This window comes from Kitasatospora sp. NPDC090091, assembly GCF_044747365.1.
In the GTDB taxonomy this organism is placed as follows: Bacteria; Actinomycetota; Actinomycetes; order Streptomycetales; family Streptomycetaceae; genus Kitasatospora.
On sequence record NZ_JBIVDY010000007.1, the window covers coordinates 366,250 to 386,986 of the forward strand.

General features: G+C 74.6%; 19 protein-coding genes. 10 read left to right on the forward strand and 9 right to left on the reverse strand.

The window, feature by feature from the left end; translation table 11 throughout:
- The first annotated feature begins 91 nt into the window (after positions 1–91).
- From ACIPSC_RS15330 to ACIPSC_RS15350, 5 genes are all read left to right on the forward strand, one after another.
- The gene (locus ACIPSC_RS15330) at positions 92–1,252 is read left to right on the forward strand and encodes an ATP-binding cassette domain-containing protein (RefSeq protein ID WP_400826033.1); all 1,161 of its coding nucleotides are present in this window, start codon (positions 92–94) and stop codon (positions 1,250–1,252) included.
- Positions 1,242–1,910 carry an ABC transporter permease gene (locus tag ACIPSC_RS15335; protein WP_400826035.1) on the forward strand — a complete coding sequence of 223 codons (669 nt, stop codon included), beginning with the start codon at positions 1,242–1,244 and terminating at the stop codon, positions 1,908–1,910. The genes ACIPSC_RS15330 and ACIPSC_RS15335 overlap by 11 nt, the downstream gene beginning before the upstream one ends.
- Positions 1,907–2,584 (forward strand): ABC transporter permease, encoded by a 678-nt coding sequence (locus ACIPSC_RS15340; RefSeq protein WP_313766307.1) that lies wholly within the window; start codon positions 1,907–1,909, stop codon positions 2,582–2,584. The genes ACIPSC_RS15335 and ACIPSC_RS15340 overlap by 4 nt, the downstream gene beginning before the upstream one ends.
- A 103-nt stretch (positions 2,585–2,687) precedes the next feature.
- Positions 2,688–3,656 (forward strand): ABC transporter substrate-binding protein, encoded by a 969-nt coding sequence (locus ACIPSC_RS15345; protein WP_400826037.1) that lies wholly within the window; start codon positions 2,688–2,690, stop codon positions 3,654–3,656.
- A 220-nt stretch (positions 3,657–3,876) separates the two neighbouring features.
- The gene (locus ACIPSC_RS15350) at positions 3,877–4,500 is read left to right on the forward strand and encodes a hypothetical protein (protein WP_400826038.1); all 624 of its coding nucleotides are present in this window, start codon (positions 3,877–3,879) and stop codon (positions 4,498–4,500) included.
- Between the two features lie 150 nt (positions 4,501–4,650).
- Here the strand turns inward: ACIPSC_RS15350 and ACIPSC_RS15355 are convergent, their stop codons facing one another.
- Positions 4,651–5,958: a hypothetical protein gene (locus tag ACIPSC_RS15355; RefSeq protein ID WP_400826039.1), complete on the reverse strand. Its 1,308-nt coding sequence runs from the start codon at positions 5,956–5,958 to the stop codon at positions 4,651–4,653.
- An 813-nt stretch (positions 5,959–6,771) separates the two neighbouring features.
- On the opposite strand from ACIPSC_RS15355, the gene ACIPSC_RS15360 reads away from it, so the two are divergent.
- Complete coding sequence (locus ACIPSC_RS15360; RefSeq protein WP_400826040.1) at positions 6,772–8,517, forward strand: glycosyl hydrolase family 18 protein; 1,746 nt, start codon at positions 6,772–6,774, stop codon at positions 8,515–8,517.
- A 126-nt stretch (positions 8,518–8,643) separates the two neighbouring features.
- On the opposite strand, the gene ACIPSC_RS15365 is transcribed toward ACIPSC_RS15360, so the two are convergent.
- From ACIPSC_RS15365 to ACIPSC_RS15380, 4 genes are all read right to left on the reverse strand, one after another.
- Positions 8,644–9,996: a multidrug effflux MFS transporter gene (locus ACIPSC_RS15365; RefSeq protein ID WP_400826042.1), complete on the reverse strand. Its 1,353-nt coding sequence runs from the start codon at positions 9,994–9,996 to the stop codon at positions 8,644–8,646.
- A 167-nt stretch (positions 9,997–10,163) separates the two neighbouring features.
- Positions 10,164–10,634: a hypothetical protein gene (locus ACIPSC_RS15370; protein ID WP_400826044.1), complete on the reverse strand. Its 471-nt coding sequence runs from the start codon at positions 10,632–10,634 to the stop codon at positions 10,164–10,166.
- Positions 10,635–10,848: 214 nt separating this feature from the next.
- Positions 10,849–11,727 (reverse strand): alkaline phosphatase family protein, encoded by an 879-nt coding sequence (locus tag ACIPSC_RS15375; protein ID WP_400826045.1) that lies wholly within the window; start codon positions 11,725–11,727, stop codon positions 10,849–10,851.
- Between the two features lie 196 nt (positions 11,728–11,923).
- Entirely contained in the window at positions 11,924–13,111 is a 1,188-nt protein-coding gene (locus ACIPSC_RS15380; RefSeq protein WP_400826046.1) for an acyl-CoA dehydrogenase family protein, read from the reverse strand.
- 124 nt (positions 13,112–13,235) lie between these two features.
- Here ACIPSC_RS15380 and ACIPSC_RS15385 point away from each other — a divergent pair, with 124 nt between their 5' ends.
- Positions 13,236–13,787 (forward strand): GNAT family N-acetyltransferase, encoded by a 552-nt coding sequence (locus ACIPSC_RS15385; protein WP_400826047.1) that lies wholly within the window; start codon positions 13,236–13,238, stop codon positions 13,785–13,787.
- A 111-nt stretch (positions 13,788–13,898) separates the two neighbouring features.
- Positions 13,899–14,219, forward strand: coding sequence for a hypothetical protein (locus ACIPSC_RS15390; protein WP_400826049.1), 321 nt, complete (start codon positions 13,899–13,901; stop codon positions 14,217–14,219).
- A 22-nt stretch (positions 14,220–14,241) separates the two neighbouring features.
- On the opposite strand, the gene ACIPSC_RS15395 is transcribed toward ACIPSC_RS15390, so the two are convergent.
- On the reverse strand, positions 14,242–14,550 hold the full coding sequence (locus ACIPSC_RS15395; RefSeq protein WP_400826050.1) for an AzlD domain-containing protein: 309 nt from the start codon (positions 14,548–14,550) through the stop codon (positions 14,242–14,244).
- On the reverse strand, positions 14,550–15,335 hold the full coding sequence (locus ACIPSC_RS15400) for an AzlC family ABC transporter permease (protein ID WP_400826051.1): 786 nt from the start codon (positions 15,333–15,335) through the stop codon (positions 14,550–14,552). Before ACIPSC_RS15400 ends, ACIPSC_RS15395 begins: the two co-directional genes overlap by 1 nt.
- A gap of 231 nt (positions 15,336–15,566) precedes the next feature.
- Between ACIPSC_RS15400 and ACIPSC_RS15405 the strand changes: the two genes are divergently transcribed.
- On the forward strand, positions 15,567–16,103 hold the full coding sequence (locus tag ACIPSC_RS15405) for a helix-turn-helix domain-containing protein (protein ID WP_400826109.1): 537 nt from the start codon (positions 15,567–15,569) through the stop codon (positions 16,101–16,103).
- A gap of 41 nt (positions 16,104–16,144) precedes the next feature.
- Here ACIPSC_RS15405 and ACIPSC_RS15410 read toward each other — a convergent pair whose 3' ends face one another.
- Positions 16,145–17,920, reverse strand: coding sequence for a cholesterol oxidase substrate-binding domain-containing protein (locus ACIPSC_RS15410; RefSeq protein ID WP_400826111.1), 1,776 nt, complete (start codon positions 17,918–17,920; stop codon positions 16,145–16,147).
- Positions 17,921–18,699: 779 nt separating this feature from the next.
- Here ACIPSC_RS15410 and ACIPSC_RS15415 point away from each other — a divergent pair.
- Positions 18,700–20,094, forward strand: a complete 1,395-nt coding sequence (locus ACIPSC_RS15415) for a class II fumarate hydratase (RefSeq protein WP_400826112.1) — start codon at positions 18,700–18,702, stop codon at positions 20,092–20,094.
- Positions 20,095–20,215: 121 nt separating this feature from the next.
- Here the strand turns inward: ACIPSC_RS15415 and ACIPSC_RS15420 are convergent, their stop codons facing one another.
- Positions 20,216–20,686 (reverse strand): SPW repeat protein, encoded by a 471-nt coding sequence (locus tag ACIPSC_RS15420; protein WP_400826053.1) that lies wholly within the window; start codon positions 20,684–20,686, stop codon positions 20,216–20,218.
- Positions 20,687–20,737: the final 51 nt, after the last annotated feature.

The window sequence follows — 20,737 nt, forward strand, 5'->3', positions numbered from 1 at the left end:
CGACCACGGTCGACTGACCGTTCGACAGACTGACAGAACCGACACCATCGGCGCCGCCGGCACGCGGGGCGCCGAGACGAGGAAACTCCCCGTGATCAGATTCGACGGCGCCGGCAAGCGCCACCCCGACGGCACCATCGCCGTCGAGGGCCTTGACCTCGACGTGCCCACCGGGCGGATAACCGTGCTGGTCGGCCCGTCCGGCTGCGGCAAGACGACGCTGCTGCGCATGGTCAACCGGATGGTCGAGCCGACCTCGGGCCGGGTGCTGCTGGACGGCACGGACGTCGCCGAGCTGGAGCCGGCCAAGCTGCGCCGCGGCATCGGGTACGTGATCCAGCAGGCCGGGCTCTTCCCGCACCGACGGGTGATCGACAACATCGCCACCGTCCCCTACCTGCTCGGCTGGGACCGGAAGAAGGCCCGCGCCCGGGCCGCCGAGCTGCTGGAGCTGGTCGGGCTGGCACCGGAGACCGGCAAGCGGTACCCGTTCCAGCTCTCCGGCGGCCAGCAGCAGCGGGTCGGCGTCGCACGCGCGCTGGCCGCCGACCCACCGGTGCTGCTGATGGACGAGCCGTTCAGCGCCGTCGACCCGGTGGTCCGCGCCGGGCTCCAGGAGGAGCTGCTGCGGCTGCAGTCCGAGCTGCACAAGACGGTCCTGTTCGTGACGCACGACATCGAGGAGGCCGTCCGGCTCGGCGACCAGGTCGTGGTGCTGCGCGAGCACGGCCGGATCGCCCAGCTCGCCGATCCGCACACGCTGCTCACCGCGCCCGCCGACCACGGCGTGGCCGCCTTCCTCGGCCGCGACCGCGGCCTGCGCGGCCTCGGCCTGCGCCCGGCCCGCGACGTCGCCGTGCGTCCGCTGTCGGCCGGCCTGCGCCACGGCGGGTGGGAGCTGGTCCTGGACGACGAGCGCCGGCCGATCGGCTGGGTCGACCGCGACGCCGCGACCGCGACCCTGCACCCGGTCGCCGGCTTCCACCCCGGGAGCGACACCCTGCGCACCGCGCTGGACGCCGCCGTCCTGTCGCCCGCCGCGGTCGCGGTCGCCCTGGACGACGAGGGCCGGGCCACCGGCACGGTGAGCCGCGAGGCCGTCCTCACCGCGCTCGACGCCGCGCCGGGCACCACCGCGGACGGCGTCGCCGCGAAGGACGTGGCCGCCGCGGAGGACGGTGTCGCCACGGAGGACGGCTCCGGCGCGACCGACGAAGCCGCCGCGAAGGACGGAGCAGGCCGTGGACGATGAACCGATCGTCCGCTGGTACTGGATCGGCGACCACCTCGGCTACCTCGGCGGCCTGCTCGCCGACCACGCCGTGCTCGCCCTGCTCCCGGTCCTGATCGGCCTGCTGCTCGCCGTCCCGCTCGGCCTGGCCTGCGCCCGGTTCCCCCGGCTCTACCAGCCGTTCGCCACCGTGTTCAACGTCGTCTACGCGCTGCCGGCGGTGGCCGTCTTCGTGCTGCTCATCCCCTACACCGGGCTGGCCACCCAGGCCACCGTGATGATCCCGCTCACCTTCTACGCGCTCGCGGTGCTGCTGCCGACCACGGTGGACGGGCTGCGCGCCGTGCCCGAGCCGGTCCGGCAGGCGGCGACCGCCATGGGCTACGGGCCCTGGCACCGGCTGACCGCCGTCGAACTGCCCGCCGCCGTGCCGTACCTGGTGGCCGGGCTGCGGGTCGCGGCGGTCTCCAGCATCTCGCTGGCGAGCGTGGGCGCCCTGATCGGGCGCGGCGGCCTCGGCTACCTGTTCATGGACGGCTTCCAGCGCACCTTCACGACCCCGATCGTGGCGGGCATCGCGCTGACGGCCGCACTGGCGCTCGCGGTGGACCTGCTGCTGCTCGGCGCGCGGCGCCTGCTCGCGCCCTGGGCGGTCCGCGAGAAGGGGGCGGCCCGGTGAACTGGCTCTCCTGGCTGGGCGACTTCTTCTCCTCCCCCGACCGCCGCACCGGTCCGAACGCGATCACCCAGCGGATCGCCGAGCACCTGGTGTTCTCCGGCGAGGCGCTGCTCTACGCAGCGGTGCTGGCCGTCCCGCTCGGTCTGCTGATCGGCTACACCGGGCGCGGCACCGCCGTCGTCACCGCCCTGGCCGGCGCGACCCGCGCGCTGCCCACGCTCGGCCTGGTGACCTTCACGGTGCTGCTCGCCGGGGTCGGCGACACCGCCGTCCTGGTCCCGCTGGTCGCGCTGGCCGTGCCGCCGCTGCTGGTGGCGGCCGTCGAGGGGGTGCGCGGGACCGACCCCGACGTCCGGGACGCCGCGCGCGGGGTCGGGCTGACCCACCCGCAGGTGCTCCGGCAGGTCTGCCTGCCGTCGGCACTGCCGACCCTGCTGGCCGGGTTCCGCACCGCGACCGTGCAGGTCATCGCGACGGCCACGGTCGCCGCGTACGTCGGGCTCGGCGGGCTGGGCCGGTACGTGATCGACGGGCTGGCCACCCGCGACTTCGCCCTGACCGCCGGCGGGGCGCTGCTGGTGGTGCTGCTCGCGGTCGGCGCCCAGCTCTTCTTCACCGTGCTCGCCCGGTTCGCGCTCCCGCCCGGGCTGCGCGCCCAGCGCCGGGCCCGCTGACGCCGCCCCCGACAGCCCGATCACGAAGCCACGATCACGGCACCGACGTCCGCTCACGCTGCTCACTTCGTTCGTTCACGCCCTGGAAAGGACATCTGTCACCATGTCGACTCCTGCCTCCCTCCGACCGGTACTCGGCCGCCGGGCCGTCGTCCTCGGCACCCTGGCCGCGCTCGCCCTCGGCGCCACCGCCTGCTCCTCCTCAGGTTCCGACCCGCTCGGCGCCGGCTCCTCGTCCGCGCCGGCCGCCGGCTCGGGAGGCACGGCCGGCTCCGACTCCTCGGGTTCGACCGTGGTGGTCGGCTCGGCCAACTTCCCCGAGAACGTGCTGCTCGGCTCGATCTACGCTCAGGCGCTCAAGGCCAAGGGCGTCAAGGTCGAGGAGAAGTTCAACATCGGCAGCCGCGAGGTGCTCTACGGGCAGCTGCAGAGCGGCAGCCTGACCGTGCTGCCCGAGTACAACGGCGCGCTGCTCGCCTACCTCGGCGGCAAGGCCACGGCCCCCACCAAGGACGAGGTCAACGCGACGCTGGCGAAGACCCTGCCCGCCTCGCTGGCGATCCTGGACTCCTCGCCCGCCGAGGACAAGGACACCCTGAGCGTCAGCCAGGAGACGGCCGACAAGTACGGCCTGAAGACCATCGCCGACCTGGCGGGGAAGGCCGGCGAGCTCACCATCGGCGGCCCGCCTGAGTTCAAGTCCCGGCAGGAGCAGCCCTTCAAGGACGTCTACGGGCTGACGTTCAAGGAGTGGAAGCCGACCGGCGACACCACCGCCAACGCGGTCAAGGACGGTGCGGTCCAGGTCGGCAACGTCTTCTCCACCGACCCGAAGATCTCCCAGCTGAAGCTGGTGCCGCTGGCCGACCCGAAGAACCTCTTCGGCGCGCAGAACATCACCCCGCTGGTGAACAAGGCGGGGGTCGACGCCAAGGCGACGGCCGCGCTCAACGCGGTGTCGGCCAAGCTCGACACGGCGGGCCTGCTCGGGCTGATGAAGAAGGTCGCCGTCGACAAGGAGGACCCGTCGGCGGTGGCGAAGGACTGGCTGAAGGCCAACGGCCTGGTCTGACCGGCGGCATGGCGGCGGTCCGGGGAACGCTCCTCGGACCGCCGCCCCGTCGAGCGGCGACGCTCGCCCGTCGGGGGCAGTACGAGCCCACCGGGGGCGCACGACCCACCGGGGACGGCACGAGCCGACCGGGGGCGGCGGCGCGAGCGCGCCCCGGCTGCGACATGAGCCCCTCCCCGGGATCTTCCCTTGGGCGGCGCGAACATGACAGTGTGGCGGAATGCGCACTCGTCTCCTCGCCGCCACCCTCACGGCGTTCGCCGCGGTGAGCCTCGCTGCCTGCTCCAGCTCCGGCTCCGGTACTTCCGCGGCCGGCACCGGCGGCTCCCCCACCGCATCCACCACCGCTTCCGCCGCCACCACGGCCGCCGACGCACCCACCGCCGGCAGCACCGCCGCCCCGGCCCCGGGCGCGTCCACCCCCGCCGCATCCACCCCCGCCGCGTCCACCCCGGGCACCCCCGCCGCGGGCGCCTCCGACGGGCCGGCCGCGGGCTCCGCCTCGCCCGGCACCCCCGATGCCGCAGGTACCCCGGCGCAGCCCAAGCCCGCGCCGCCCGCCGATGCCGGGCTGCCCACCAAGCCGGGCACCGACGTGACCGCCAAGCTGGTCGAGGCGCTGAACGCGATCGACCCGGCGATCGTCGGCGGCAAGCCCGACCAGGCCGTCGACCGGGCACGCAATCAGTGCCAGGCGATGTACCAGTTCCCGAAGGACCGGTCCAAGCTCGTCGAGCTGACCAACCAGCGCTTCACCGACGCCGCTCACCCGCAGGGCTTCGGTCCCGAGAAGGCCGAGAAGATCATCGACGCCCTCCGCGCCACCCTCTGCCCGCCGGCCTGAGCCGATCGGGCCGCCCAGAACGGCCCGGTGTCCTGAGCGCCGGGCCACCGCGGCCGCGCGACGATCCGCGCGGCCGCGGGCCTCACCGGCCTCCCCCGAGGCGCCCGACGGTCGCCGACCAACCATCCACGCGCCATCCTTGACGGCTGATCAGGCAAAACGCGAGCTGCGCACCGGGCCGGTGGAACGACAGCGGTCGCGCGGGCCGTTCAGCCAGCGGCTGCCGACCGACCGGGCGAACGCGGCGAGTTCGGCGTCCGGGTCGGACGGCGTCTCGCCGTCACCCGCGTCCGGGGTCGGATCGGCCGCCACGATGTCATTGGCCAGCTCCGGCGCCGGCCGCTCGTCCGGCTCTCCCCCGAGCGGCTCCCACGGCGCCCGGGCCACCTGCGCCAGCAGGCCGGTGACGTCCGCGGAGACGGCCGGCGGGGTGGTCCAGCAGGTCACGTGCTCGTAGAGCACCTCGCCCGGCGCCCGCTCGCGCAGTGCGGTGAGCAGCTCGCCGTCGACGTCCCGCAGGTCGTGCGCCACGACCACGGTGTCCGCCGTGCCCGGCCGGTAGGGCTGCGCCGGGAGACCGAACAGTTCGGCGGCGGCCAGCCCCAGCGCCTGGTTCGCGCGCCCGGGCAGCAGGGAGACCGAGCGCGGGGCCGTCCCCATGGCCTCCGCGATCAGCTGCAGCCGCTCCAGACCCTGCCGGTAGAGGGCGTAGCCGGGTTGGACGAAGGCGTAGCGGCCGGCCATCCCCGCGCTGTAGCCGTACGGGGAGAGCGTGGCGAGTACGCCGCCGGTGAGGACGAAGTGCCAGGCGCGCAGGGCCCGGTGGTGGAGCGGGTCGGGGCCGTCGGGCCGCGCGGTGGCGGCGACGGCCTCGGCGCGGTCCAGCGAGCGGCGCAGCCGGTCGGCGGCGGGCTGCCACTCCCCGGCGTCGGCGGGCAGGCGGTCGAAGGCGGTCCGGGCCGCGGCGGCGTCGCCGGCCATCAGGGCGTTGTAGGCGAGCAGGTAGCGCTCGGGCCAGTCGCGGAGCAGCCCGTCGTGCTCGCGCAGGACCGCGACCGCCTCGGCGTGCCGCTCGTCGTCCTCCAGAGCGACCGCGAGTTCGGAGAGGACGGGCAGGCGCTCGTCGGTGCTGCCGAGCGCCTTGCCGGGCAGGCCGCGCTGCGGGGCCACCAGGCGCAGCGCCTCGGTGAGGGCGGGCACGGCGAGGAACGCGACGCCGCGCCCGACGCAGGCGTAGCCGTACTGGTAGAGGGCGACGGGGTGGGCGGGCTCGGCGGCGAGGGTGCGGGCGGCCCCGGCGAGGTCGTCGAAGCCGCTGTCGGCGGCCATCCGCTCGACCAGCGGTGCGACCTGGGCGGCGGGCACCTCGGTGGCGGCGGAGCGGAGTTCACGCAGGGCTGCCGTCAGGTCGCCGGCCTCGATCAGGCTCCGGGCGGTGTCGAGCGGGGTCGTCGTCACAGGGCTACCTCCAGTGGATGGGCGAACGAGGGGGAACGAACGGGGGAACGGGGCCGGCGGCCCGGGGCGGGCGCGCAGCCGTGTCCGGGGCGGCGTGCGAGGGGTTTGCGGGGCGCGGCGCCGCCCGTCGCCGCTGCGGTTCGGGCCACGCCGGCGCGGCGGTTGCAAAGGCGGGCGCAGCGACGCCGGCCCGGCGCGGGCCTCGGCGTATGCTGCGGACCCGGCGGACCCGGCGGACGCGGGGCGGAAACGCGAAGGCGGGCGCGGACTTCCGAGGGCGCGCAGGTGCCTGCGGACGACGACCGCCGATCGCCGGCGGTCGGTCGGGCTCACTTGCTCGGGCGGTGGCCGCCCTTCCTGTTGAGGTCACGCATGGGGCCGATCATGTCCGAACGCGGGTGCGCCCCGCAAGCGGATTGTCCGCCCGGCGGGCGGCCGAGGCCGTGCGATGGCGAACTGTCAGGACTCTTGACAGAGGAGTGGTCTAGTCCAACCATAGGCATGTCGATCCGACCGGGATGCACTGTGGGGGTGTGACCACCGGCGGCTGAGGCATCGCCCTGCCCTGTTCCGCTCCACCCCCGATCCGCACGGCCACACCTGCGCTCCGTCGCGCCCACGCGCCCGGGGTCCCGCACGCCTGCATCCCGAACGCCTGCACCGCTGAACCGCTGCGCAGCCGCACACCCCGCACACCCGCGCGCGCCACCTCCGGCGCCGTTCCTGCAACACCCATGCCTCGCAGTGCAGTTCAACACAGCACGGCACAGCACTTCACCAACGACCAGTCCCACCAGACCTGTTGGAGAAACCATGCGTCTACGCAGAACGATCCAGGCCGCCCTCACCGCCTGTGCCACGCTCGCCGCCTCGGCCGGGCTGGTCGCCACCGGGACGTCCCCGGCCGAGGCCGCGACCCCGCTGCCGACCCGGGTCTTCGCCCCGTACTTCGAGGCCTGGACCGGCCAGAGCCCGGCCACGCTCGCCGCCCAGTCCGGCGCGAAGCACCTCACCATGGCGTTCCTGCAGACCGCCACCAAGGGCTCCTGCACCCCCTACTGGAACGGGGACACCTCGCTGCCGGTCGCGTCGTCCTCGTTCGGCGCCGACATCGCCACCATCCGGGCCAACGGCGGCGACGTGATCCCCTCCTTCGGCGGCTACACCGCCGACAACACGGGCACCGAACTCGCCGACAGCTGCACCGATGTGAACCAGATCGCGGCCGCCTTCGAGAACGTCATCACCACCTACGACATCAGCCGGATCGACCTCGACATCGAGGACAACTCACTGACCAACACGGCCGGCATCGACCGCCGCAACAAGGCGATCAAGCTGGTCCAGGACTGGGCCGCCGCCAACGGCCGCTCGATCCAGTTCTCCTACACGCTGCCGACCACCACCGGCGGCCTGGCCGCGAGCGGCCTCGCGGTACTGAAGAACGCGGTCAGCAACAACGCCCGGATCGACGTGGTCAACCTGATGACCTTCGACTACTACGACAACGCGGCGCACGACATGGCCGCCGACACCCAGACCGCCGCCACCGGCCTCTACAACCAGCTGGCGAAGCTCTACCCGGCCAAGACCCCCGCCCAGCTGTGGGGTTCCATCGGCATCACCGAGATGCTCGGCATCGACGACTTCGGCCCGGCCGAGACCTTCACCGTCGCCAACGCGACCACCGTCTACAACTGGGCCGTCTCGAAGGGCATCAACACGCTCTCCTTCTGGGCCCTGCAGCGCGACAACGGCGGCTGCCCGGGCACCGGCGGCCGCGACGACTGCTCCGGGATCAGCCAGGGCACCTGGGACTTCACGCACATCTTCGCGCCGTTCACCGGCAACACCCAGCCGGGCAACGACTTCTCGGTCGGCGTGAGCCCCAACTCGGCCACGGTGGCCGCCGGTTCGTCCACCACCGCAACGGTCTCCACCGCCGTGACGACCGGATCGGCCCAGTCTGTCAACCTCACCGTCACCGGCGCCCCGGCCGGCGTCACCGCCACCGTCTCGCCCGCCACCGTGACGGCGGGCGGCACCGCCACCCTCACCGTCAGCACGACGTCCGCGGCCACCGCGGGCAGCTACCCGCTCACCGTGACCGGCGGCGCCCCGTCCGGCAGCCACACCGGCACCTTCAACCTGACCGTCACCGGGGGCACCCCGCCCACCGACGGAGTCGTCAACGGCGGCCTGGAGACCGGCAGCCTCGCCCCGTGGACCTGCCAGAACGGCGGCGCAGTAGTCGCCACCCCGGCCCACTCCGGCTCCCACGCCCTGCAGGCGGCGGCCGGCCCCGCGCAGACCGGCCAGTGCGCGCAGAGCGTCACCCTCAAGCCCAACACCTCCTACACGCTGAGCGGCTGGGTGCAGGGCAGCTACGCCTACCTCGGCGTGAGCGGCGGCGCCACCGCCAGCACCTGGGCCAACGCCTCGGGCTGGACCAAGCTGACCGTCCCCTTCACCACCGGCTCCTCCGGCACCGTGACGGTCTACCTGCACGGCTGGTACGGCCAGGGCAGCGTCTACGGCGACGACTTCACCGTCGCCTGACGCCCGCCCCGCACACCACCACCCGCACACCCCGCCGGGGGCGCCGCACTCCACCCGTGCGGCGCCCCCGGCGGCACGTCCGGCACGCCCCCCGGGCAGAGCCGCCGACCGGTCCCGACGCCCGGCTCAGGCGGCCGGGGCCGGGGCGGGGGCGGCGGCCGGGGTGGTGGGGCGGCAGAGCAGGAGGTAGGAGGCGGCGGAGAGCAGGGCGCAGGTGAGGACGACGGTGGCGAGCAGCGCCGCGGAGGGGTTGCCGCCGAGGGAGCTGAGCGGGGCGACGACGGCGCCGCAGAGGAAGTTGCCGGTGCCCAGGAGGGCCGAGGCGGAGCCTGCGGACCGGGGAGCGACCAGGCTGAGGGCCCGGGCGGCGGTGTTCGGCAGGACGATGCCGAAGCTGCCCATCAGGACGAAGAGGGCCGGGCAGACCCCGAGCAGGCCGACGTCCCACACCGTGGTGACGAGCAGCAGCGCGGCGCCGGCTACGACGGCGGCCCCGAGGCCGGCCAGCATCAGCGCGCCGGGGGTGAAGCGGCGGGCCAGGACGCGTCCGTTCAGCTGGGTGACGGCGACGATGGCCAGCGAGTTGAGCCCGAAGAGCACGCCGTAGGTCTGCGGCGAGACGTGGTAGACGTGCTGGAGCACGACCGAGGAACCGCTGATGTAGCCGAACAGCGAACCGAAGGCGAAGGTGCCGGTCAGCAGCAGCCCGAGGAAGGGCAGGTCGCGCAGGAGGCGGCCCATGGTGCGCAGGGTGGTGGTGAGGCCGCCGCGGTGACGGGCGGCGGGCGGAAGGGTCTCGCGCAGGGCACCGAAGGCGACCAGGGCGAGCAGCAGGCCGAGCGCGGCGAGCGCGCCGAAGGTGCCGCGCCAGGAAGTGACGCGGAGCAGCTGGGCGCCGAGGAACGGCGCGAGCATCGGGGCGAGCCCGGATATCAGGCTGATCGAGGCGAGGAAGCGGAGCATCGCCACGCCTTCGAACCGGTCGCGGGCGATGGCACGCCCGACGACCAGGCCGGCGGCCCCGGCGGCGCCCTGGAGGAAGCGGCCGAGGACCAGGACGGGCAGGTTGGGCGCGACGATGCAGACCGCGCTGGCGAGGGTGTAGACGAGGAGGCCGACGAGCAGCGGCGGACGGCGGCCGAGGCGGTCGCTGAGCGGGCCGAAGAAGAGCTGGCCGACGGCGACGCCGAGCATCGAGAAGGTGAGCGTGAGCTGGACGGCGGCCGGGTCGGCGGCGAGGTCCTGCGCGATCGCGGGCAGGCCCGGCAGGTAGAGGTCGGTGGTGAGCGGGCCGAGGGCGACCAGGCCGCCCAGGACCACGACGGTCCCGCGCCCGGGGGCGGCGGCCGCCGTTCCGACGGGCGTGGAGCCCGCAGGGCCGACGGGCGTGGAACCGGCGGGGGTGGAACCGGTGGGAGTGGCGGGGGCGGTCGACGTGTCGCCGGCGGGGTCGGGGTGGCCGGCGGTCGGACCAGGCATGGGGCTCCTCACGGGACGGCGCGGGCGGATTCTCCTCGCTCCGTCCTACCGCAGCACGCCCGGTCCGCGACACCCGGGGTCGGCCGCGCGGACCAGCGCGGCCACCGGTCCGCCCCGGCACGGCGTGGTCCCGCCGGGGCGGTACGACGCCCGTCCCGGCGCGGGGCTCAGTGCTTGGCCTGGCGCCCCGCCCGCAGTGCGGCCTGGACGGCGGCGCCGTCCTGCCACGCGTAGAGCTGGTTTCCCGTCAGGGTCACGCTGTAGTGCCCGCAGCTGCCGCTGGTCCTGGCCGCGACGCCCTCCGGGAACCAGCCGGCCCTGAGGCTCGCCGGCATCGGGTGGACGCTGCGGGCCGGCATGCCCACGGTGCAGCCGGCGGGCAGCCGGCCGTCCGGCAGGGTGGCGCGCAGCAGGCGGTCGTCCCCGGTGGTGGACATCAGGTACTGGACCGAGGTGGCGTTGTCCGGCAGCCAGGACGGCATCGAGCGGCGGTCCGCCTTGGCGTCGCTGCCCTTGGCGTAGCTGCCCTGCTCCTGGTGCCGACCGTCGTACCAGTCGGAGACCCGCGGGCCGATCGCGACGACCGCGACGGCGACGGCCATGCCCGTACCCGCGACCCCGACTGCGACCTTGCTCACGATGCCGTTCATGCCCGCCGTGCCCTCTCTGTCCGATGTCCGTCCGCCCCGCCCGTGCTCCCGGGCCGGCGATGTCTCCATCCTGGGGCCGACCCGCCTGTCGGGTCGTCACCACGAGGTCGCGACCGTTCCTCCAACCGTGGGGGTACGGCCTCCGCCTTCAGAGGTACACGCGGCGGACCGGCCCGGGGGTTCCCGGGCGGCGCCGGTGCGGTCAGACGCCCGCCGGAGCCGGCTGTGCGACCGGGAACGGGCGGCCGTCCAGAGTCCAGTGGGGGTCGATGGGCCGACCGAGTGCCGCGTACACCTGGGCGGCGACGTCCGGGTGGCGGATCCCGCCGGTCGGCGGGGCGGCCGGGATGCCGGGGCCGGCGCAGGCCACCCAGGCGGTGCGCTCCTCGGGGGTGCGGCCGCCGTGGCCGCCGGCGTCGACGTGGCCGTGGTCGGTGACGACGATGACCGTCCACGCCTCGTCGGCGTGGCCGGCGCGGCTGCGGACGGCGTCGAGCAGCCGGCCGAGGCGCTCGTCGGCGGTGCGCATGGACGCCCGGTACTCCTCGCCGCAGCCGAGGAAGTGCGCGGTCTCGTCGACGGCGCCGAGGTAGACGAAGGACGCCTCCGGGTCGGCGGTGGTGAGGACGTGCACGGCCTCCCGGGTGACCTCCTCGTCCACGGCCTCCCAGGCCTCGGGGGTGTCCGCGGCGGGCGCGATGTAGGAGAGACGGCCCGGGGCGCGGAACAGCGGGCCGCCGGACTCCTTGATCATCAGCGGGTCCCAGCCGGCCGCGACGAAGGTGCGGCGGCCGTCCTGCCGGGCGAGGCGGGTGGCGAAGTCGGGGAACACGTCCAGGCGGTTGCCGCCGAAGTGGTTGCCCCAGACGCCGTGCTTGGCGGGCTCGACCCCGGTGACGATGGTGGCCCAACAGGGGCCGGACATGGTCGGCGTGGAGTCGGCCACCGTGACGGGCGCCAGGAACCCGGCCTCGGCCACCTCCGCGAGCCGCGGCATCGGGACCTGCTCCAGCAGGTCGTACCGGACGCCGTCGATGCCGACGACGAGGACCCGGGGGCGCGGCAGCGGAGGTATGGACATGGCGCGGTTCCTTTCACGTGGCGCGGCCGGCGCCCCCGCTCCGGGGCAACGCCGACCGCGACATGTTCCACGCACTGCCGGTCCGGGACGTGTCGGCAGCCAAAACACCGGGTGTCCGGCCGGTGTCGGACACCCGGCGGGGCAGCGTGTCAGGGTTCGGACGATCGGCCGCCGGACTCCGGTGGCGCGGGGTCCGTCAGCGGTAGGCCGACTCGCCGGTGATGGCCTCGCCGAGGACGAGGGTGTGGATCTCGCTGGTGCCCTCGTAAGTGAGCACCGACTCAAGGTTGTTGGCGTGGCGCAGCACCGGGTACTCGGTGGTGATGCCGTTGGCGCCGAGCACGGTGCGCGCGCTGCGGGCGATCTCCAGCGCGGCGCGCACGTTGTTGAGCTTGCCGAAGCTGATGTGGGCCGGGCGGGCCGCGCCCTCGTCCTTGAGCCGGCCGATCCGCAGCGCGACCAGGTACGCCTTCTCCACCTCCAGCATCATCTCGACCAGCTTCTGCTGGGTGAGTTGGAAGCCGGCGATGGGGCGCTCGAACTGGATGCGGCTCTTGGCGTAGTCGAGCGCGGCGGTGTAGCAGTCGCGCGCGGCGCCGACCGTGCCCCAGAGGATGCCGTAGCGGGCCTCGCCGAGGGAGGAGAGCGGACCGCGCAGGCCGGTCACGCCGGGCAGGACGGCGTCGGCCGGCAGCACGACCTCGTCGAGCACCAACTCGCTGGTGACGGAGGCGCGCAGCGACAGCTTGCCGTGCACGTCGTTCGCGGTGAAGCCGGGGGTGCCGCGCTCGACCAGGAACCCGCGCACGCCCTCGTCCGTCTGCGCCCAGACGACGGCGACGTCGGCGATGCTGCCGTTGGTGATCCACATCTTGGAGCCGGAGAGCACCCAGTCGCCGTTCTCGCCGCCCTTGCGGCGGGCGCGGGTCCGCATGTTGGCCGGGTCGGAGCCGAAGTCGGGCTCGGTGAGGGCGAAGCAGCCGATCAGCTCGCCGGCCGCCATGCCCGGCAGCCAGCGCCGCTTCTGCTCCTCCGAGCCGTAGGCGTGGATCGAACGCATGGCGAGCGAGCCCTGGACGGAGACGAAGCTGCGCAGGCCGGAGTCGGCGGCCTCCAGCTCCATGCAGGCCACGCCGTAGGCGACCGCGGTGGAGCCGGTGCAGCCGTAGCCGTCGAGGTGCATGCCGAGGACGCCGAGGGCGCCGAGCTCCGGGGCGAGTTCGCGGGCCGGGAAGACGCCGCGCTCGAACCAGTCGCCGACGTGGGGGCGGATCCGCTCGTCGGCGAACTTCCGCACCGTGTCGCGGATCAGCCGCTCCTCGTCGGTGAGCATGTCGCCGACGGCGAGCAGGTCGGCCGGATCGATCCGGGTCGGCTTCGCCATTGAAGCTCCTTGTAGTCTCGGCGGGTACCGGTCCGGGCTGGTCGCGGTACTGATCGCGGTGCTGGTACCGGCGAGTATTGCGCACCGGGGCCGGCCGTGGACCGCCCGCGACGAGGGAGTGAGCATGTACACAGTCGAGCGGCTGACGGCGGACGAGCTGGAGGGCGCCGCGGGACAGCTGGCGGCCCTGCTGCTGGAGACCGTCGCCACCGGCTCCTCGCTCGGCTTCCTCTCCTCGCTCGACGCCGAGGACGCGGCGGGCTGGTGGCGCGCACTGGTCCCGGACGTCGCCGCCGGGCGGCTGCTGCTCTGGGCGGCCCGCGCCGAGGGCGCCGACCGGATCGCCGGGACGGTGCAGCTCCGGCCGGCCGTCCCCGCCAACGGCCGGCACCGCGGGGAGGTGGCCAAGCTGATGGTGCACCCGGCGGACCGGGGGCAGCGGCTGGCCGGGCGCCTGCTGGCGACCCTGGAGGCGGGCGCGTCCGAGCGCGGCATCCGGCTGCTGGTGCTCGACACCGAGACCGGGAGCCCGGCGGAGCGGATGTACGCGGCGGAGGGCTGGACCCGGGTCGGCACCGTGCCCGACTTCGCGACCGACCCGACGGGCGTCGCGCGCCCGACCACCGTCTTCTACAAGCAGCTGGCCGTCGCCGGCGAGGCACCGGGCGGCGCATAGGGAGGCCCGGCGCCTGTCCGGGGCCCGAGGCCCGAATCCCACGGCCCGGCGCCCGGGGCCCGGGGCCCGACTTAGGATGGCCGTCTTCGCAGGCCGAACGAGGGGTGGGAGATGGCGCGCTGGGCACTGGTCGTCCAGGAGACCGCGGGTGTCGGCAACGACCGCATCTGGGGCACCAACGTGCTGGCCGAGGTCGAGGGCACCCGGGAGGACGCCCTCGCCGAGCTGAAGCGGATCGTCCCGACGTACACGCCGCAGCACCCCTTCAACAGCCGGCAGCGCACGCTGCTCCGGGACGGCGACACCTACCTGCTGATCTCCAGGGGCAGCATGCGCGACTACCACTGCGTGTTCAAGGTGTGGGAGCTGCTCTGGGACAGCAAGCGGCCCGAGATCCAGCAGGAGCGCCTGGCCGACGGCGCCGACGGCTGATCCGGAGCGGCCCGGCGGTCCGTCAGGCGACCCCGCAGAGACGCAGGACCGCGGTGGTCGCGGCACCCGCCACCACGACGAGCGGGAACGGCGCGCGGCGCACCGCGAGCACCCCGGCGGCCAGGACCCCGGCCGGTCGCGCCCAGCCGGCGAAGTCGTGGCCCTGGGTGAACGTGCCGGTGGCGACCAGGGCGACCAGCAGTACGGCGGCGGCCACGCCGAGCAGGTGCCGCAGGCGGTCCGAGAGGGTGAAGCGGTGGCCGAGGACGGGGCCGGCGACGCGGAAGGCGAAGGTCCCGGCGGCCAGCAGGAGAACGGCGGGCAGTGGCATCAGCGGGCCTCCTCGGTGACGGCGGCCGGTCGCTCGGCACCGGCGGACTCCGGCCCACCGGCCGGCGGCGCTCCGACGTGCGGCCCACCGGTCTGCGGCACACCGGCCGGCCCCGCGACGGGTCCGCGCCAGGCGAACAGCAGGCCGACGATGGCGACCAGGACCGGCAGGCCGCCCGGCAGGAACGGAGTGGCGGCGACCGCGACGGCGGCGCCGGCCAGGGCGGCGGTCCGGGTGCGGCGGTCGCCGAGCGAGGGAAGGACGAGGGCGAGCAGGACGGCCGGGAAGGCGGCGTCGAGCCCGAGGGCGTCGGTGTCGCCGATGAGACTGCCGGCGGCGGCACCGAGGACGACGGAGGCGTTCCAGATCAGGAACAGGGCGAGCCCGCAGAGCCAGAACACCGCCCCGCGGCGGCGCCGGTCCGACTGGAGCAGGGCGAAGGCGACCGACTCGTCGGTGATCAGGTGGGCGCCGGCCAGCCGCCGCCACCAGGGGCCGTCGAGCAGGTCGGCGACGGTGAAGCCGAAGGGCAGCAGGCGGGCGTTGAGCACCAGACCGGTGGCGACGGCGGCGAGCGCGCCACCTCCGGAGAGCACCACGCCGACGGCGGCGAACTGCGAGCCGCCGGCGAAGACCAGCACGGACATGACGATCGGCACCCAGAGCGGCAGGCCGCCGGAGACCGCGATGGCGCCGAACGAGGCCCCGACCAGGGCGTCGGCGACGCAGACCAGCGCGACGTTCCGGAGCGTGGCGGCATCGAGTGTTCGGAAGAGCGAACGCATGTCCAGTAGAGTGAACCGCAAGGCTGCCGTTCGTCAAGGCGAACGCATCGACCAGTGGAGCGAACGCGGATGAGCGTGAACAACGAAGGCGACGTGAGCACCGGCGGGGCCCCGGGCGCAGACGCGACAGCGGCACCTGCCACGCCTGCCGCACCCGCCACGCCTGCCGCGCCCGCCTGGCCGGTCGCGCCCACCGCGCCCAACGCGCCCGCCGTGTCCGGCTCCGACCTGATCGCCCTGATCGCCGCGTCGATCCGGCGCGAACGCGAACGGGTCGGCCTGTCGATGGCCGAGCTGGCCCGCCGGGCCGGGATCGCCAAGTCGACGCTCTCCCAGCTGGAGGCGGGTGCCGGCAACCCCAGCGTCGAGACGCTCTGGGCGCTCGGCGTCGCCCTGGATGTGCCGTTCAGCCGGCTGGTCGACCCGCCGCGGCCCGTGGTGCGGGTGATCCGGGCCGGCGAAGGGCCGGTCACCCACTCCGAGCGGGCCGACTACGCCGCCACCCTGCTGGCCTCCTGCCCGCCGAACGCCCGGCGGGACATCTTCCGGATCGAGGCGCAGCCGGGTGAGACCCGCGCCTCCGACCCGCACATGCCTGGCACCGTCGAGCACCTGCTGCTCGGTGCCGGACGCGCCCTGGCCGGGCCGACGGAGGCGCCGGTCGAGCTGCTGCCGGGCGACTACGTCAGCTACCCGGGCGACGCCCCGCACGTCTTCCGCGCCCTGGAGCCCGGCACGCTGGCCGTGATCGTGATGGAGCACATCTGACCGAACACATCGGGACGGAGCCCGGCACCCCGGGCGCCGGTTCAGCCGGCCAACAGCCGGTCCAGGAAGGGGTTCCCGAACACCCGGTGCGGGTCGTGGCGGTCCAGGACGGCGATCGCCTCGTCCCAGCCGGGGCCGCCGCCCTCGCGGTGGCTGGCGGGGACGACCCGGCCGAGCACGTCCGGGTCGGCCCACGCGGCGTCCTCGGTGTAGGCCCAGCCCTTGGACCACTCGACGCGCAGGCCGGCCCGGGTGCCGTCGAAGGTGCGCAGCATGAACTGTTCGAGGTCGCGGGCGAACCGGTGCAGGCCTGGGGTGCCGGGCAGGGCCAGGACGTCGAGCCAGACGGCGGTGTCCCACTCGGGCCGGTCGGGGCGCGGGCGCAGCGCGGAGAGCAGCGGCGGCCGGGCGCCCGGCACCCCGGACGCGGCCGGGTCGTCCAGGCCGGTGACCCGGATCTCCACCGCGCCGTTCACCGGGAACTCTCCGCGGTTGCGGTACTCGGCGAGCAACGTCCGGTAGTGGTCGGCGAATTCGGCGACGACCCACTGGAGGTCGGCGCGCCGGGCGAGCACGGCGTAGCCGTTGGCGGTGACCCGCAGGGTGGTCGGGCGGACGTAGTTCAGCAGGGTGCGCGACGGCCCCCAGAGGTCGGAACGCAGGCCGCCGGCGAGCAGGTGGGTGAGGACGTCGCCGGTGAGCAGGTCGCGCAGCAGGGTGCCGGAGAGCAGCACGTCGGTGATGTCCCCGGTGAGGGCCACCTTGGCGATCAGGTACTGGAGTTGGCCGAAGAGCGGGGCCGATGCCCAGGCGCCGGCGACGAGTTGGCCGGCGAGTCGGGCGACCGGCTCCGGAATGCTGTCGGAGAACGGGTAGTTGTAGGGCTCGTCGACGGCGCGGGCGCCGAACGGGCGGTCGGGCGCGACGCTCCACGTCTTGAGCCAGGGGCGGTCGGTGTAGGCGAACCAGATCGCCTCGGCGCGCCCGTCCCGGTCGACGAAGCCCGCCAGGGTGCGCGGCCGGCCGGCGGTGCCGGGGCGGGCGAACAGCTCGGTCGCCGGGATGTCCAGCCGGCTGACGCAGCGCAGTGGCCGGTCGGCGCCGGCCCGGAGCACCACCTCGGTGACGAAGGCCCGGCCGAGGTGGACCAGGAAGGCGGCGCTGTCGGCCTCGGCGCGGTCGAAGGTGCGCAGCGCGTAGCGGTCGGTGGCGGAGTCGTGGACGACGGCGGTGAGCCGGGTGACCTGGTTGCTGACCGAGCCGTAGCCGTGGCCGTCCGGGCGGAGCTCGCCGACGGCGGGGACGGCGGTGCCGTGGCCGCCGATGGCGAGCACTCCGCCGACGGTGAGTTCGCCGGGGGCGGGGCAGTTGGCGAGGCCGAGGCCGCGGCCGGCGAGGTGGGCGAGCAGGTCCTCCATGGTGGCGCCGGTCTGGACCCGGACGGTGTTCGGCGAGTCGGCGGTGATCGCCGTCAGGTGGCGGGTGGTGTCCAGCAGCAGGACGCGGGCGGACTCCGGGGTGGCGTCGGCGACGGTGAGCGGGGCCCAGGTGTGCCGGTGGCCCTGGGCGCGCAGTCGCCATCCGTTGGCGCGGGCCCAGTCGGCGAGCCGCGGCACCTCCTCGGGGGTGCGCGGGGCACAGGTCCAGAGCTGATCGGTGCGGACCTCGCCGGACCAGTTCTGGTAGACGCACCGGTACAGCTCCGTGTCGGCGGGCAGTCCGGGCGGGGCCGGCTCCGTGGCCTGCGCACTGTCCGGGCCGACCGTGCCGCGGAGCAGCCAGACGGCGCCGCCGAGGGCAGCGGTGGCGCCGAGCAGCCTGCGGCGGCTCAGACCGGCGCCGGGCCCCTCGCCCGCGCCGGGCCCCTCGCCGGCCCCGCCCTGAACCCCGGCCCCGCCCTGAACCCCGGTCCCCTGCTGCACCCCGGCTCCGCCATCAAACCCGGCTCCGCCGTCCGACCGCCGCCCCGCCGTCATGCCGCCCCCTGATCGCCGGCCCCGCCTGCGGCGGCGCCCGTGTCCGTCTCTGCCGAGGTGTCTCTGCCGAGGTGCCCCGGCCGAGGTGTCGCACTGCCGTGCTGCGCCCGCCCGGTCGCGCGGACCTGAGCCCGGTGCCTGCGGGCCCACCGGCCGCGGGCCCGCCGTCCGGCCCGGTTCCCGCCGGGGCCGGCCGCCGGCCGCACCGACCCGGGAACCGGACTGCCGCACTCCCGTTCCCTGGCCCGCAGCCGAGCGTACGGAGCGTGACGGCGACTCAGTGGCCCGACGTCGCGATCTTCACTCGTTCGAGTGAACAGTGGCCCGCTTCTCCCGCACCATCGCCCTCCCGTTGATCGAGAGCGCCGCCCCGGCCCTCCGAGGCCCCCGCATGCCCGCGCCCGCACACTCGGCACCCGAGGGCGCCCCGGCCGCGCCTGGTCGCGGCAGGGCCTCGCCGAGCCGCCGCAGGGCCCGCGCACCGGCACGTGATCAACTGGGGCGGCCGGGCGGAAATAGCCGGGGCCCCCGCGCGGCTGTGGTGATCGTAGAGCAGGACCGACAGCGACGGGCCCCGGGCCGTGAGCGGCCGCGGGACCTCCCAGGAGGTGCAGCGCGCGATGGGCGACGAGCAGCAGTACCGGACCGAGCACGATTCGATGGGCGAGGTGCAGGTGCCGGCCGCGGCGAAGTGGCAGGCGCAGACGCAGCGGGCGGTGGAGAACTTCCCGGTCTCGGGCCAGCGGTTGGAGCGCGCGCACATCGCGGCGCTGGCCCGGATCAAGGCCGCCGCAGCCCGGGTGAACGCCCGGCTCGGGGTGCTGGACGCGGACACCGCGGAGGCGGTCGCGGCCGCCGCGGAGGAGGTCGCGCTGGGCCGCTGGGACGCGGAGTTCCCGGTGGACGTGTTCCAGACCGGTTCGGGCACCTCGTCGAACATGAACGCCAACGAGGTGATCGCCACCCTCGCGTCCGAGCGGCTGGGGCGGCCGGTCCACCCCAACGACCACGTCAACGCCAGCCAGTCCTCGAACGACGTCTTCCCGTCCTCGATCCACATCGCGGCCACCGCCGCCGTCACCCACGACCTGATCCCGGCGCTGGAGCACCTGGCGGAGGCGCTGGAGCGCAAGTCGGCGGAGTTCGCCGAGGTCGTGAAGTCCGGCCGGACCCACCTGATGGACGCCACGCCCGTCACCCTCGGCCAGGAGTTCGGCGGGTACGCGGCGCAGATCCGGCACGGCCGGGAGCGGCTGCTGGCCACGCTCCCCCGGGTGGCCGAACTGCCGCTCGGCGGCACGGCGGTGGGCACCGGCATCAACACCCCGCCCGGGTTCTCCGCGGCCGTCATCGAGGAGGTGGCCCGGACCACCGACCTGCCGCTGACCGAGGCCCGCGACCACTTCGAGGCCCAGGGCGCGCGGGACGGCCTGGTCGAGCTGAGCGGCCAGCTGCGCACCGTCGCGGTCGGGTTCACCAAGATCGCCAACGACCTGCGGTGGATGGGCTCGGGCCCGCGCACCGGGCTCGGCGAGATCAACCTGCCGGACCTGCAGCCGGGTTCGTCGATCATGCCGGGCAAGGTGAACCCGGTCCTGCCCGAGGTGGTGCTGATGGTCTCGGCGCAGGTGATCGGGAACGACGCGACCGTCACGGTGGCCGGTGCGAGCGGCAACTTCGAGCTGAACGTGATGCTCCCGGTGATCGCCCGCAACGTGCTGGAGTCGGTCCGGCTGCTCGCGAACAGCGCCCGGCTGCTGGCCGACCGGACGGTCGACGGCGTCACCGCCAACGTCGAACGGGCCCGCGAGTACGCCGAGTCCTCGCCGTCGGTGGTCACCCCGCTCAACCGGTACATCGGGTACGAGGAGGCCGCCAAGGTCGCCAAGCAGGCGCTGGCCGAGCGCAAGACGATCCGCCAGGTGGTGCTGGAGCGCGGGTACCTGGACCAGGGGCTGCTCACCCGGGAGCAGCTGGACGAGGCGCTGGACGTGCTGCGGATGACGCGGCCGTAGCGGCGGGCCCGGTCGGGGGAGGCGGGCCCGGGCCCGCCTCCCCCGACCACGCGCCGGGGCGCGGACGGCGGCCTCCGCCGCTCCGCGCCCCGGTGTCAGGTTGCCCTGGCTGCCCTGTGGGTCAGCTCTTGGCCCGGCCTGCCCGGCCGCGCCGCATCGATGCTCCGTTCGACGTCATGGTGGCCATGGAGATCGCGGCGAGCCCCAGCAGGAACATCACGCCGCCCGTGATCAGGCAGGTGACGATGTTCTTGCCGCGGTCGACCTCTCCCGAGACCACCCAGGGGGAAATGATCGTCCAGGCGCCGAGCAGGGTTGCCGCCCATGCCCGTGCGTGGGTGCGTTCGTAGGCCGAGCCGTAGCCCGCCATCAGCAGGCAGTAGGCGAGGCCGACGATCAGACAGGTGACGGTCAGCGTGTTGAAGGCCGTGAAGCCGACGATCCACGGCGATGCCGCCAGGAACAGGCCCGCGACAACGGCCAGGGCCTCGACGGCCTGGGCACGCGGGGTCAGGGTGAGCCGCTCGTACTGCTCCCTCAGTTCGACGATGTCCGGATGGTGCTCCATGCCCATCGGAATCTGGGTAGACACCGATACCACCTCCTGGGTCTGGACCATGGAAGGCGCTAGCCCAGTACCATT